The sequence below is a fragment of the Ruegeria sp. S263 genome, assembly GCF_056780525.1.
Window position 1 is genome coordinate 80920 of sequence record NZ_CM165558.1, and the last position, 13665, is coordinate 94584.

The window sequence follows — 13665 nt, forward strand, 5'->3', positions numbered from 1 at the left end:
ATCTTCGACGAATTAGGCATCCTTGGCAACGCGCGCTAGGGTCAACACGAAAATATGATTTGCGCCAGATGCAAGGCAGACACTTGCACAAGCGGACAGCGTCGCGCCGGACGTCATCACGTCGTCGACCAGCAGGACATCCCGCCCCTGCATCCGGTGCCGCCGCTTGGGATGCGCAACAATCACGTCTTCCAATGTCCGCGCGCGTTCCGCTGCAGTTTTTCCATCCAGAATCGGAGTTCGGACGGGCCGAACCAAAAGGTCGGGACACACCTGAAATCCGGTTTCCCGCCCCACGTGGTGCGCCAACAAAGCGGATTGGTTGTATTGCCGTTTTAACAATCTGGTCCAATGCAGCGGCACCGGAGCGAGCAGCATGTTGTCACGAAACAAGTCACGCCCTGCCTGCACCATCCATCGCGCCGCCGGGCGCGCCAGTTCCGAGCGGTCACCATGTTTCAGCGCCAATATCAGCGCCCGCGCCCTGCCTTTGTATAAAAGAGCGGAACGCCCATCCCGCCACGGCCGGGAAACCTTCATGCAGTCATCGCATTCAATCCGGTGCCCGTCCGGATCACCGGGCAAGGGGACGCCGCAGCTTTCGCAGACGGTGCCCCCGATAAATGGCGTGTCGCTCCAGCAGGGTCCGCACAGGGCAAAGTCCGATTCTGTCAGCGCGCCGCATCCCAGACAGCGCGGCGGATAGATCAATTGGACGGCGGTTTGAATCCGCGGCCAGATGCGATAATTGCGCCTTATGAAGCTGCCTGACTCCAATGCACCCTCTTTGTTTGACCGCTTTGCCCTGACAAAGCATCGCGCCCGCGCGCAAGACGACGCATTGTTTTTGCACCGCGCCGCGATTGACGAGGTGCAGGATCGCCTCTCCATGGTTAACAAAAGCTTTACCGCCCCGGCGATCGTGACGCCCTTTGCGCATGTTTGGCAGGGTGTGTTGCCCAAAGCGCATATCGTTGCCGATGAAGATGTTTTGCGGCTGACGCCCGGCGCGCACGATCTGGTGGTACACGCAATGGCGTTGCACTGGGCTAACGATCCGGTCGGGCAACTGATTCAGTGCCATCGCGCGCTTAAACCCGACGGGCTGTTGCTGGTTGCGTGTCTGGGTGGGGAAACCTTGAACGAGTTGCGCACAGCCCTGGGGCAGGCCGAGATCGAGGTCACCGGCGGCCTCAGCCCGCGCATAGCCCCGATGGGTGAGTTGCGCGATCTGGGCGGATTGCTGCAACGGGCGGGTTTCGCTCTGCCTGTCGCCGATACCGCGCGCCTGACTGCGGAATACCGCGACATAGTCCACCTGATGCACGATCTGCGCGCGATGGGCGAGACCAACAGCCTGTCCGAGAGGTTAAAGCACCCCACCCGACGGCAGGTCTTTGGACGGGCGCAAGACATCTATGCCGAAAACTTCGCAACCCCGCAGGGTCGTCTGGCGACAACTTTCGAATTGATCTGCTTGACCGGCTGGTCGCCCGATGAAAGCCAGCAAAAACCCCTGCGCCCCGGATCGGCACAAGCGCGCCTTGCCGACGCGCTGGGAACAAAAGAAGGCAAACTGTCCGATTGACGGCGGGCTAATTCCGTTTATCTCAGCCCGAAACACGACGATTTCAGGAAGCATCCCATGTTTGACGCCACCCGCCCCGCTCATGCCCCCGACGACCACCCGAAGGTCAAAATGGGCCGCGTCGGTATTCTTTTGGCCAATCTGGGCACCCCGGACGATTACGGCTATTGGCCAATGCGTCGCTATTTGAACGAGTTCCTGTCGGATCAGCGCGTCATCGACTATCCGAGATGGAAATGGCAGCCGATCCTGCAAGGTATCATCCTGACCAAGCGGCCTTTTAGCTCGGGTGAGGCGTACAAGTCGATCTGGAACCACGACAAGGGTGAAAGCCCGCTGATGACGATCACCAAGGATCAGACGGCCAAGCTGCGCGAGGCGATGCAGGCACGTTATGGCGATCAGGTGATGGTGGATTTCTGCATGCGCTACGGCAACCCTTCGACCAAGTCCAAGGTGCATGAGATGGCGGCGGCAGGCTGTGACCGCATCCTGTTCTTCCCGCTCTATCCGCAATATGCAGGCGCGACGACCGCCACGGCAAACGATCAGTTCTTTCGCGCGCTGATGGAAGAAGCGTGGCAGCCTGCGTCACGCACCGTTCCCGCCTATTTCGACGAACCCGCCTATATCGACGCCTTGGCCGGTTCAGTCCAGAACGCCTATGCCGCGATGGAAACCAAACCAGATATTCTGGTCTGTTCCTACCACGGGATGCCGGAACGCTATCTGCAGCAGGGCGATCCGTATCACTGCCAATGCGCGAAAACGACCCGGCTTTTGAAAGAGCGTCTGGGATGGCAGGATGACCAGCTTGTCTCGACATTCCAATCCCGGTTCGGGCCGGAAGAATGGCTGAAACCCTATACAGTCGATCATGTTGCTGAGTTGGTGCGGCAGGGTAAGAAGAATATTGCCGTCATCGCTCCGGCGTTTTCCGCCGATTGCATCGAAACGCTGGAGGAGATCAACGAAGAGATCAAAGAAAGCTTTGAAGAGGCCGGCGGCGAGACCTTTACCTATATACCCTGCCTGAACGATGACGATTCGCACATCGCTGCGCTTGGCAAAGTGATCGAAGACAATCTGAAAGGCTGGTTGGACTAATTCGCCCCGGCCCTTGGGCATAAAAAAAGGCGGTGGAAAACTCCACCGCCTTTTCTTTGTATTGCGCTCGTCGAATTAGCTTGCTGCAACAGCTGCGGCAACCACAACCAGCAGGACCAGCGGCAGGATGATGCCCTGCGACGAACCCTGAGTTTCTTCGACAACAACAGGTGCTTCAACAACCGGCTCTTCCAGGTTGCCAGCATAAGCGGTCGATGCAGCAGCGGTCAGTGCAGCGGCGAGAACGAGTTTCTTCATATTAACCTCCAGAATACGCACGGTTTCATATATTGAAACCGCACACCCAAGACTTACCTCGTGTTTTTTTCTAATCAGCTATCCGACTGGAATGCAAATGGAACTTGCTCAAAAAGCGGGTTCGTGCGCGGAAATGTCGTCAAATAAGCAACACTTGCGTACCTACGTTCGCCATTGAAAACAACTCGGCAATATCCTCGTTAAACAGACCGATGCATCCGTTGGATGATCTACGCCCGATTTTACGTGTGTCATGTGTGCCGTGAATCCGATAGTACTTCCAGCTTAGATACAAAGCGTGCGTTCCCAACGGGTTATCCGGCCCCGGAGGGATATAGTCCGGCCATTCCGGATTTCTTTTCTTCATGGATGGCGTTGGCGACCAGCTTGGTCCTTCAACCTTGCGGATGACACTTGTGCGGCCACGGCGCGTTAATTCCTCGGTCAGTGGCACCGAAGACGGGTAGAGTTTGTAGACCGATTGATCATCTGACCAATAATGCAGCGCGCGTGATACCGTATCGACCAGAATGGCCCCGTTCCGCGTGTTCGAGAAATAAGGCTGCCAATCCAGCGCACGGAAGCCCGAAACGTTTCTACGGACCTGCGGTTCAGGTTCCGGCGCAGGGCGGAGCGGATCACCGGGGATGTACTGCGCGATCGCGGGCGAGGCTAAAACAGCCGAAGCGCCGGTTAAAAATCCACGGCGGGTCGTCGAGGGAATGAGCTTCTTGACCATATCAGGCGGTCCTTTGCTAAACCAAAGTTGAAAATCTAACGCATTTTATTGCCAGAATACCTCATTCGCAAATCAAACCGGCAGAATCACGCGAGAATCAGCTTTTGCAGGTTTGCCCAAGTCAGTCGGGCGCGCTATGCCGTAAGGCATCACAATCATCAGGTCGGCCATGACGCGTATTATTTCATTACTTTTCGTTTGCTTCGTTGCGCTGGCAGCGTGCACCCCCAGCAGCACCCCAACCTATGGGTCGGATGGTCGCCCGCTGCCGACGGTTTACAAGATTCGCGGAAACCCGGAAAAGTTGCAGTTCCGGATGCTTGATTCGGTGAACGCGCTGCGTCAGGCGTCGGGGCTGCAATCTGTGCAGTTGAACTCGCAGCTCAACGCTGCTGCGGCGACTCATTCCAAGGACATGGCGCGCCAGAACCGGCCATGGCACTTCGGATCAGACGGTTCATCGCCAATCGACCGCGCCGCACGCGTGGGGTATTTCGGTACTTTCCTGGGCGAAGCGATCTCGGAGACCTACGAGACCGAGACCGAGACACTGGCCGCATGGATGCAGGAGCCGGGTCCGCGGTCCGTGATCATGGACCCGAAAGCCACACAGATGGGCTTTGCCTGGCATCAGGAAAATGGCGGCAAAATCTGGTGGACTCTGGAAATGGGAACCGGCGGCTAAGACGCCAATCCATCCAAAAAAGAAAGCCCCGAAAATCGGGGGCTTTTTTGTTGTTTGTCAGTGGCTTATGCCGCTTGCATCGACTGCGCCTCGGTCAAGATCGCATAAATCTTGACCGGATCGGGATTGGCCCGAAGCTTGGCGCAAACCGCAGTGTCCCGCAGCGTTCTAGACACCAGAGCAAGGGCCTTCAGGTGATCGACACCGGCCTCTTCCGGCGCAAAAAGTGCGAAGGCGATATCGACGGGCTGCCGGTCGACCGAGCCAAAATCAATCGGCTTTTCCAGCATGACAAAAGCCCCGGACACCTCTTCGACTTCGTTCAGACGAGCATGCGGCAACGCAACACCATGCCCAACACCCGTCGGCCCAAGGCTTTCACGTTCCAGCAAACTGTCTACAACAGTTTGCGCTTCAAGTCCCAGAATCCCGGCGGCAATATCGCCGATTTCCTGAAACAACCGCTTCTTACTGGAAGCGGCGGACAAAACACGTACTGCTTCGGGCTTTAGTATGCTCGAAAGCTCCATGATCACGCTCCACGGCAATGCCCCCGCTAATGCAGGGGCTAGCCTTGCTATTCTTGCCTGTTACGGATCGATCCAGCCGATATTCCCGTCGTCCCGACGGTACACGACGTTCAATCCGTCCTTGTTTTCATTCCGGAACACCAGCACCGGGGCACCAGCCAGTTCCATCTGCATTACGGCTTCACCAACACTCAGCGATGGGATCTTGGTCTCCATCTCAGCCACGATCATCGGCTGCAGAGATTCGGGTTCGTCAGCCGACTCCGATTCGTCAGAGGCGAGGATATAAGAGGATGCTCCAAAGAGTTCAACCGGCTCGGCCCGATCCTTGTGGTGGTCCTTCAAACGGCGCTTGTAACGGCGCAATTGTGTTTCCATCTTGTCGCAGCAAGCCTCAAAAGCTGCGTAGATTTCAGTTGCGTGGGCTTTGGCCTGAGCCGTCAGGCCGGTGGAAAGATGCACGGTAGTTTCGCACACATATTCATGCGCAGAACGGGAAAAGACGACATTGGCATCGGTCGGACGCTGGGCATATTTACCCACCACCTCGCCAAGTTCGGTCTGCACATGGGTCTGAAGTGCTTCACCGATGTCGATCTGTTTTCCGCTAATTTGGTAACGCATGTGATCTCCTTCACAATTCACACCCATTCTGACGCCGCAAATCGCGACGCGCTTGTTGATTATCGGGTGGGGGGTATCGACAATTTCCGCAGTAACCGAACCGCGCACCCTTCAGGGAAGGGGCATCGTGATCCAGAATTGAACCGTAGAAATGCCATACCCCAATTGAGGCAAGAGACGGCGGAAGAGTCAATCAAAACAGATGTGTATATACGCGATTTCCGCCATGCAGTCGGCACAGACCTGCGCAAACCTATGAAATTCGGAAATTTTCGCCCAAATAGACGCGGCGCACGTTTTCATTTTCGACCACCTCGTCCGGCGTGCCGGACATAAGGACCTGGCCGTCATGCAGAATATAGGCGCGATCCACGATCTCGAGGGTTTCGCGGACATTGTGGTCGGTAATCAAAACGCCGATTCCACGTTTCTTCAGATCCGCGACCAGATGACGGATATCCCCCACACTGATCGGGTCAACGCCCGCAAAGGGTTCATCCAGCAGCAGGTATTTGGGGTCTGCTGCAAGGCAGCGCGCGATTTCGACGCGACGACGCTCACCACCTGACAGGGCCAGCGCGGGCGCACGGCGCAGATGTTCGATCGAAAAGTCCGACAGCAGCTCTTCCAGCCGTTCCTTGCGGCGATGCGCGTGACTGACAGTGATATCCAGCACCGAGGCGATGTTGTCCTCAACACTCATCCCACGGAAAATCGACATTTCCTGCGGCAGATAGCCGATCCCAAGACGCGCGCGACGGTACATCGGCAAAGTCGTGACCACCTGCCCGTCAATCGTGACGGTCCCCGCTTCGGGGAACACCAAACCGGCCACAGAATAGAATGTCGTCGTCTTGCCTGATCCGTTCGGCCCCAACAGAGCGACCACTTCGGACCGGTCCAACGTCATGGAAACGTCCCGGATCACCGTTTTCTTACGATAAGACTTGCGCAGTTTTTCAATTCTGAGGCCCGAGTTGCCCTCGGCAACAGTCAGGCTCGGACCGGCCATCAATTGGCCCCCTGCTGCAGAATGGTTTTGACGTTGCCCGTCATCGTCGCTGTACCGGTAGTAAGGTTCGCGTTCATCTGGTCGCCACTGATCGTACTTGGCCCCTGCGTCAGCAGAACATTGCCCTTCATGACGATCACGCCCGAGTCGATGGTGTATTCCGCCCAGTCACCTTCCGCAGCGTCCGGCGGGCTGACCAGAACGACATCCTCGGTCGCCTCCATGCGTTCAATCGCGGACCGATCTTCGTTGTAGATGACCAGAACACGTTCGGCTGTCAGGCGCATTTCGCCCTGGATTACGATCACATTGCCCTGAAACTCGGCCGATCCGTTTTCCTGATTCACGTTGAGCGTTTCTGACGTCACCTCAACCGGCAGGCTGGGGTCTGCCTTGACGGCCCCGAACGCGACCTGTGTTTCTTGCGCAGTCGCTGAAACAGCACCGGCTACAAGGGCAAAACACGCAATGGCTAAACGAAAATCGAACACAGGTTATCTTTCTGCTTTTTCCGGCTCATACACCAACTTGACGCCATCTGTAAAAATAATATGGACCGGCCCGTCCTTTTTTTCAGTCCCAAATGTCATCCGGCCCGCGGAAAAGTTGCCAATTATGCCCGTTCCGTCGACCTGACCCGGTGTATCACCACGGATTTCGTCCAACGCCGTATTCAAAAGGTCCGTCGTAACCTTGATACCGTCTGTTGTAATTATAACCACATCGCCAACAAAGGTCGCGGTGTTCTTGTCCGGGCGGATCATCCCGGAATTTGAGTCCAGCGTGATCACACCCCCATCCGAAAGACCAAGCCGCCCCTTGAAATCAGACGCTGTCGGAACCGAGTTTTTGGTCCCCTGCGTCGCCTTTGTCGCTTCGATCTGAACCTCTTCGCCCTTGCGGGTGGTGCCGCGATAATTCGGCAAGGTCACGATCTGATCTGCCAGCCGTTCCTCGATATCTCTTTGCGTAAAGGGCACCGTTACGTTGGTTTCGATACTGCGCGACAAAAGGAAAACGGTGGACAGCAGCACGATAGCCGCCAGTGGCAGCAACACCTTGAGGAATTGCACCATGCGCGAATGACTGTCCACAGATCCGCCCTCTTATCCCAGCCCGACGCGCAGGCAGTCGTGAATGTGCAGGAGCCCCTCGGCTGAGCCGTCGGAGTCAGGCGAAACCACGAACAAAGAAGTGATCTTGTGGTCATTCATGATCGCAACAGCTTCTTCCGCCAGTGCATCGGGGCTGATTGTGGTCGGGCTTTCCGTCATGACTTCGGCGGTGGTCTTGTCCAGAAGCCCGTCCATGTGACGCCTCAAGTCACCATCCGTGATGATACCGGTCAGTTGACCTTGCGCATCTGTAACGCCAGCGACGCCGAACCCTTTCTGGCTGATCACGATCAACGCCTCGCTCATCGCGGTGTCAGCCGCCACCAGAGGCAGCGCGTCGCCTGAGTGCATCAAATCGCGCACGGTGGACAACTGGGCGCCCAATTTGCCACCAGGATGAAACGCGCGGAAATCCTCGGGTTTGAAATCGCGATGCTTCATCAGCGCAATCGCCAGCGCATCACCCATCGCCAGCGTCAGCGTGGTCGAGATCGAAGGCACCATGCCGAACCCGCAGGCCTCGCCCATCGACGGGATCAGCAGATGCACATCCGCCTGTGTCATCAAGGTACTTTCGGGTTTGCTGGACAGACCTATCAGCGGGATACCAAAACGGCGTGTAAAGGCCAGCAGGTTCGCAAGTTCGGGCGCTTCACCCGAGTTCGAGATGGCCAGAACCACGTCGCCTTTGGACACCATACCCAGATCGCCATGGCTGGCCTCGGCAGGGTGAACGAAATAGGCGGGCGTGCCGGTGCTGGCCAGCGTTGCCGCGATCTTATGGCCAATATGACCCGATTTTCCGATGCCGCTGATGATGATGCGGCCTTTGGCCTGCAATATCATTTGCACAGCATCGGCAAATTGATCGTCCAGGCCTTCGGCCAGAACATCCAACGCGCGGGCTTCGTCAGTGACGACTTGCCGCGCGGTTTTCAGGAAAGCTTCGGTATCGGTCATGAGTGCGCAAATATATCCGTTTCGGGCCAACCGGCGAGGTCGAGTTTCGCACGCATCGGCAGGAAGTCAAAACAGGCCTGGGCCATCTCGGTCCGGCCTTCGCGGGCCAAACGCCAGTCCAGCGCCTCGCGTAGGCGGTGCAGGTACAGGACATCCGAGGCCGCATATTCCAACTGCGCCTCGGTCAGGTTTTCCGCGCCCCAGTCGCTCATCTGTTGTTGTTTTGAGATATCAACACCGATGAGTTCCTGACACAGGTTCTTCAGCCCGTGGCGGTCGGTATAGGTCCGCACCAATCGGCTGGCGATCTTGGTGCAATAGACAGGTGCGGCCAGCGCGCCAAAGGTATGAAACAGCGCGGCAATGTCGAAGCGGCCAAAGTGGAACAGTTTCAGCACGTCGGTGTTTTCCAGCATGGCGCACAGGTTTGGCGCAGCAGTCTGGCCTTTTTCGACCTGCACAATATGGCTGTCACCATCCCCCCCGGACATCTGGATGACACACAGACGGTCACGATGCGGGTTCAATCCCATGGTTTCACAGTCAATGGCCACAACAGGGCCCATATCCAACCCGTCTGGCAGGTCGTTTTTATAAAGATGGTTTGCCACGGGGGTCTTCCTTTGTGCCGTATCGCCCCCGAGATAGGAGGTTTGGCCCGTAAACTCAACGCCATCCATGGAATGCGACCAATATGCGCATGTTTCTTGCCCCTTGCGCCTTTGACTAGAAAATGGCGTTCTTTACCGGGCAACATCACCGTCAGAGCAATTGGGCGCAAAAGAAAGGCATTGCAGATGCTCAGCATCCTGCGAAACCGGGTTTACCGCCATTTACTGGCCGCGCAGATCGTGGCGCTGACCGGAACCGGATTGGCAACCGTTGCTTTGGGTCTTTTGGCGTTTGAGCTTGCCGGTGAGGCCGCCGGTTTGGTGCTTGGCACGGCCCTGACCATCAAAATGGTCGCTTATGTGGTGGTTGCGCCGATTGCCGCCGCTTTCGCCGAAAAGCTGGACCGGCGGCGAATGCTGGTCGCCCTGGACGTGGTGCGCGCTGCCGTTGCGATGTGCCTGCCCTTTGTAACGGAAATCTGGCAGGTCTACTTGCTGATCTTCGTCCTTCAATCTGCCTCTGCCGGATTTACACCGACCTTTCAGGCGACGATTCCGGACGTTCTTACGGATGAGCAGGATTATACCAAAGCTCTGTCGCTTTCGCGTTTGGCTTACGATCTTGAAAGCGTGGTAAGCCCGATCCTGGCCGCGCTATTGCTGACAATCGTAAGTTTCGACAGCCTGTTCTGGGGAACGGGTCTTGGGTTTGTCGCATCGGCACTTCTGGTAACTTCGGTTGTCCTGCCCTCGCCCGAACCGACACGACCCCGTGGCGTCTATGACCGCACGACGCGCGGTATCCGTTTATATCTGGAGACGCCCCGCCTGCGCGGGTTACTGGCGCTGAGCTGGGCAGCTGCCGCGCTAAGCGCGATGGTTATCGTGAACACGGTCGTGATCGTCCGGGCCGATTTGGGTTTATCGGAAAGCGCCGTAGCCATTTCACTTGCCGGATTCGGGGGCGGCTCGATGCTGGCCGCATTTGTCCTGCCGACGCTGCTGAACAGGTTCCGGGATCGCAGGGTTATGCTGACGGGAGCCTTCTTTGGCACCTTTTCCATGGCGATGGGGGCAGTGTTGTCCATTGGGGGCCAAATCACGCTGCCGACACTGATCCTGACTTGGGTCTGCGTCGGGTTCGGATATTCGGCGACTCTTACGCCATCTGGCCGGTTGTTGACACGGTCTGCTGCGCCCGAGGACCGCCCGGCCGTATTTGCCGCGCAGTTCACCCTATCCCATGCCTGCTGGTTGGTGCTTTATCCGTTGGCGGGCTGGCTGATGACGGTCAAAGGAGTAACACATGCCTTGGGCTGGATGGCGTTCGCTGCGGTTTTGGGACTGGCACTGGCGGTTCTGTTGTGGCCCACCGAAGACAGGAAAGCCGTTTCCAAAGAACACCTTCACAAGCCTTGAGCAACAGCGCAACTCTGCACTACACCTTTGAGCCATGGATCAACTGGACCGCCGCATCATCGCCGCCCTTCAACACAACGCTCGCGATTCAACCACTCGGATCGCGGCGAAGCTTGGCGTGGCAAGAACCACGGTGCATGAGCGCATCAATCGCATGGAAGAACGCGGCGTGATCGCCGGGTACTCCGTGGTGCTAAATACCCCCGAAGATGCCCCACGCGTTCAGGTTGTCGTTTTGCTGGAGGTGCAGCAGAAAGAAACCACGCGCATTATCAAGCGACTGGAGGCCTACCCTGAGGTCAAACTTTGCCTGTCCATCAATGGCGAGTTCGATCTGCTGCTGTCGGCCGAGGCCCCCCGGATCGAGGATCTGGATATTCTGGTCGATGACCTCGCCAAGATTCCGGGCGTCCTTCGGACCAATACCAGCGTTGTATTCGGGCGCAGGATCGACCGAATCTGAACAGCCGATAACTGTCTGTAAACCCTCGCACAGCTAGCTTGGCCCGGACTGATCAGAATCCCGGACCGGCAGAATGCCCAATCGAACGATCCTTGGACTGGCTTTTGCGTTGTACATCGCGCAAGCGGCGATAGCTTTAGCTTCCCCCAAACGGCAGCGCTCTGTGATCGGGCGGCGCTGCGCGCAGCGCTGTCACACGATGTCCCTATTGACGTCCTGCGCGCCATAACTCGGGTCGAAACCGGACGCACACTGGACGGTCAATTCGCCCCGTGGCCATGGGCCATCAATGTCGAAGGGCGGGGTTTCTGGTTCAAATCCGAGGTTGAGGCGAAGTCTTACGTTTTCAACATCTTCAAAGCAGGCAAGCGCAGCTTTGATATCGGATGCTTCCAAATCAACTATCGCTGGCACGGCAAGGCGTTCCGATCCATTGACGCCATGTTCGATCCCCAGGAAAACGCCGACTACGCCGCCCGCTTCCTTAAGGACTTATACGCTGAACTGGGATCCTGGACTGCCGCAGCCGGGGCGTATCATTCTCGCACACCTGATCTGGCCGCGGCCTATTCCGGTCGGTTCAGGAAAATGCGCGCCGAACTAAAGGGCGACCCGGAAACCGTTCTGGCAGCAAACGATCCTCTCTTGGGCGCTGCGGCACCGCTGATCCCGACGCCTGTTGGCAACCCTGCACCAAGCACGCTTGGGTCTTTAGTTCCCACAAATGGCGCTCCCGCCGCTTTTATCTCGTTCAACTAGGAGCGCACCGTGCCCAAAATTGACGCCCGATCCCTGTTTTCCCCGACCGTTTTGCTGGCGCTTGCTTTAATGGCGGTCATCGTGATGATGATCCTCCCGATGCCCGCATGGGTGCTGGATGTGGGATTGGCGACGTCCTTTGCGCTTGCCATCCTGATCTTTACCCTGACGCTGTTTATCGAGCGGCCGCTGGATTTCTCGTCTTTTCCGACAATCCTGCTGGCCTCGTTGATGTTGCGATTGTCGTTAAATGTGTCCTCGACCAAGCTGATCATCGGTCAGGGGCACACCGGGCCAAATGCTGCTGGGGACGTGATTGAAGGGTTCGCCAGTTTCGTCATGGGCGGCAGCATCTTTCTGGGGCTGGTGGTGTTTGGCGTTCTGCTGATCGTGAATTTCATGGTGATCACCAAAGGCGCGGCAAGAATGGCCGAAGTCGGCGCCCGGTTTGCGCTGGATGGCATGCCCGGAAAACAACTGGCCATCGACAGCGACATGTCCGCAGGCGCGGGTTGAACAGGCGTCAACGCGCAACAGCGCAGCGCGTACCTCGTTGGAATACAGTCGCAACGAACTTATCGCAGCAGACCCATATCAGACCGTCGCGCAATTGCAGACTGTCCAGTTTCAATTGGAGAGCCTGTATTCTGTAACTGTTCGCAACGCGAACCTGTCGCTGGTGAACTTCCTGAGATGAAGATACTTGCTTTTCTACTGATCCTTTTGCCCAGCATGTCGTTCGCGGGCGCGATCCGCCTTAAGGACCTGGTGGATTTCGATGGAGTACGTGGCAATGATCTGGTCGGGTACGGGCTGGTCGTGGGCCTGAACGGAACCGGGGACGGGCTCAGAAATTCCCCCTTCACCGAAGAGATCATGTCGAACATTCTTGAGCGCCTCGGCGTGAATGTCACGGGTGAGGATTTTCGCCCCAAGAACGTGGCAGCCGTTTTGGTTACTGCCAGCCTGCCCGCTTTTGCCCGGGTCGGTGGCCAGATCGACGTCACCGTTTCAGCAATTGGCGACTCCAAGAGTTTGTTGGGTGGGACGCTGATCATGACGCCTCTGAACGCCGCAGATGGTCAGATTTACGCCGTTGCCCAGGGAACGGTTCTGGCTGGCGGCGCTGTGGCCGAAGGCGAAGCCGCATCGGTAGTCCGGGGTGTTCCGACTTCGGGCGTGATACCATCAGGCGCGCGGGTCGAGCGGGAAATTGACTTTGAGCTTTCGTCCCTGACGCAGTTGCGGCTGGCGCTGCGGGAACCTGATTTCACGACGGCGGGTCGGATCGAAACGGCAATAAACAGGGAATTCAACCGCCCCGTCGCCATCATGCGCGATTCCGGGACAGTCGAGTTGAACATCGCCGCCACGCAGTCTCTTTCTACGGCACATGCGCTGGGTCGGATCGAAAACATTCTGGTGCAACCCGAGGCCAAGGCTCGGGTTGTGGTTGACCAACGTTCGGGCACGATTGTCATGGGGCAAGAGGTAAGGATTTCCCGGGTTGCAGTCTCTCAAGGCAACCTAACCCTTACTGTAGAAGAGGCCCCGATCGCCGTTCAGCCCAACCCATTCGCACGCGGCGAAACCGTGGTGGTCCCCCGAACCATCGCCGGCATCGAAGAAGACGAAGGCACCGGCCTAGCAGAGATACCCGAAGCCACGACGCTGTCCGAGGTTGTGGCAGGGCTGAACGCACTTGGGGTGTCGCCGCGCGACATGATAGACATCTTGAAAACGATCAAGGCCGCGGGTGCCCTGCATGCGGAATTCGTCGTCCGTTGAGTTTACC

Annotated in this window: 17 protein-coding genes and 1 pseudogene; 8 read left to right on the plus strand and 10 right to left on the minus strand. The window is 57.3% G+C overall.

Features of this window, described 5'->3' with window-relative positions:
• Positions 1 to 12: 12 nt before the first annotated feature.
• On the minus strand, positions 13 to 777 hold the full coding sequence (locus ACT2B1_RS00425; protein WP_481668363.1) for a ComF family protein: 765 nt from the start codon (positions 775 to 777) through the stop codon (positions 13 to 15).
• On the opposite strand from ACT2B1_RS00425, the gene ACT2B1_RS00430 reads away from it, so the two are divergent.
• Positions 758 to 1588, plus strand: a complete 831-nt coding sequence (locus ACT2B1_RS00430) for a methyltransferase domain-containing protein (protein WP_171241135.1) — start codon at positions 758 to 760, stop codon at positions 1586 to 1588. The two genes, ACT2B1_RS00425 and ACT2B1_RS00430, sit on opposite strands and share 20 nt — an antisense overlap.
• A gap of 57 nt (positions 1589 to 1645) precedes the next feature.
• On the plus strand, positions 1646 to 2695 hold the full coding sequence (gene hemH / locus ACT2B1_RS00435; RefSeq protein WP_481668364.1) for a ferrochelatase: 1050 nt from the start codon (positions 1646 to 1648) through the stop codon (positions 2693 to 2695).
• A 75-nt stretch (positions 2696 to 2770) separates the two neighbouring features.
• On the opposite strand, the gene ACT2B1_RS00440 is transcribed toward hemH, so the two are convergent.
• Positions 2771 to 2953 carry a hypothetical protein gene (locus ACT2B1_RS00440; protein WP_108861641.1) on the minus strand — a complete coding sequence of 61 codons (183 nt, stop codon included), beginning with the start codon at positions 2951 to 2953 and terminating at the stop codon, positions 2771 to 2773.
• 139 nt (positions 2954 to 3092) lie between these two features.
• The gene (locus ACT2B1_RS00445; RefSeq protein WP_171125937.1) at positions 3093 to 3692 is read right to left on the minus strand and encodes a L,D-transpeptidase; all 600 of its coding nucleotides are present in this window, start codon (positions 3690 to 3692) and stop codon (positions 3093 to 3095) included.
• A 169-nt stretch (positions 3693 to 3861) separates the two neighbouring features.
• On the opposite strand from ACT2B1_RS00445, the gene dalA reads away from it, so the two are divergent.
• Complete coding sequence (gene dalA, locus ACT2B1_RS00450) at positions 3862 to 4377, plus strand: divisome-associated lipoprotein DalA (protein ID WP_171125935.1); 516 nt, start codon at positions 3862 to 3864, stop codon at positions 4375 to 4377.
• A 65-nt stretch (positions 4378 to 4442) separates the two neighbouring features.
• Here dalA and ACT2B1_RS00455 read toward each other — a convergent pair whose 3' ends face one another.
• From ACT2B1_RS00455 to ACT2B1_RS00485, 7 genes are all read right to left on the minus strand, one after another.
• The gene (locus ACT2B1_RS00455) at positions 4443 to 4907 is read right to left on the minus strand and encodes a PTS sugar transporter subunit IIA (protein WP_481668365.1); all 465 of its coding nucleotides are present in this window, start codon (positions 4905 to 4907) and stop codon (positions 4443 to 4445) included.
• 60 nt (positions 4908 to 4967) lie between these two features.
• Positions 4968 to 5531: a ribosome hibernation-promoting factor, HPF/YfiA family gene (gene hpf / locus ACT2B1_RS00460; RefSeq protein WP_171125931.1), complete on the minus strand. Its 564-nt coding sequence runs from the start codon at positions 5529 to 5531 to the stop codon at positions 4968 to 4970.
• A gap of 253 nt (positions 5532 to 5784) precedes the next feature.
• Positions 5785 to 6543: an LPS export ABC transporter ATP-binding protein gene (gene lptB / locus ACT2B1_RS00465; RefSeq protein WP_171125929.1), complete on the minus strand. Its 759-nt coding sequence runs from the start codon at positions 6541 to 6543 to the stop codon at positions 5785 to 5787.
• Entirely contained in the window at positions 6543 to 7034 is a 492-nt protein-coding gene (locus ACT2B1_RS00470) for an LptA/OstA family protein (protein WP_481668366.1), read from the minus strand. Before ACT2B1_RS00470 ends, lptB begins: the two co-directional genes overlap by 1 nt.
• Before the next feature lie 3 nt (positions 7035 to 7037).
• Positions 7038 to 7637, minus strand: a complete 600-nt coding sequence (gene lptC / locus ACT2B1_RS00475) for an LPS export ABC transporter periplasmic protein LptC (protein ID WP_171125926.1) — start codon at positions 7635 to 7637, stop codon at positions 7038 to 7040.
• A gap of 12 nt (positions 7638 to 7649) precedes the next feature.
• On the minus strand, positions 7650 to 8618 hold the full coding sequence (locus ACT2B1_RS00480; protein ID WP_171241138.1) for a KpsF/GutQ family sugar-phosphate isomerase: 969 nt from the start codon (positions 8616 to 8618) through the stop codon (positions 7650 to 7652).
• Positions 8615 to 9229, minus strand: coding sequence for a ribonuclease D (locus ACT2B1_RS00485; RefSeq protein WP_171241139.1), 615 nt, complete (start codon positions 9227 to 9229; stop codon positions 8615 to 8617). Before ACT2B1_RS00485 ends, ACT2B1_RS00480 begins: the two co-directional genes overlap by 4 nt.
• A gap of 186 nt (positions 9230 to 9415) precedes the next feature.
• Between ACT2B1_RS00485 and ACT2B1_RS00490 the strand changes: the two genes are divergently transcribed.
• The 5 genes and pseudogenes from ACT2B1_RS00490 to ACT2B1_RS00510 all read left to right on the plus strand — a co-directional run bounded on the left by ACT2B1_RS00490 (position 9416) and on the right by ACT2B1_RS00510 (position 13658).
• A complete protein-coding gene (locus ACT2B1_RS00490; RefSeq protein WP_481668367.1) occupies positions 9416 to 10648 on the plus strand; it encodes an MFS transporter in 1233 nt (410 codons plus the stop codon).
• A gap of 34 nt (positions 10649 to 10682) precedes the next feature.
• Positions 10683 to 11111: an Lrp/AsnC family transcriptional regulator gene (locus tag ACT2B1_RS00495; RefSeq protein ID WP_171125918.1), complete on the plus strand. Its 429-nt coding sequence runs from the start codon at positions 10683 to 10685 to the stop codon at positions 11109 to 11111.
• A 396-nt stretch (positions 11112 to 11507) separates the two neighbouring features.
• Positions 11508 to 11870: a transglycosylase SLT domain-containing protein gene (locus tag ACT2B1_RS00500; RefSeq protein ID WP_481668992.1), complete on the plus strand. Its 363-nt coding sequence runs from the start codon at positions 11508 to 11510 to the stop codon at positions 11868 to 11870.
• A gap of 9 nt (positions 11871 to 11879) precedes the next feature.
• Positions 11880 to 12380, plus strand: a pseudogene (locus tag ACT2B1_RS00505) (FHIPEP family type III secretion protein); the annotation flags it as partial.
• A gap of 183 nt (positions 12381 to 12563) precedes the next feature.
• Positions 12564 to 13658 (plus strand): flagellar basal body P-ring protein FlgI, encoded by a 1095-nt coding sequence (locus ACT2B1_RS00510; protein WP_171241143.1) that lies wholly within the window; start codon positions 12564 to 12566, stop codon positions 13656 to 13658.
• Positions 13659 to 13665 lie beyond the last annotated feature (7 nt).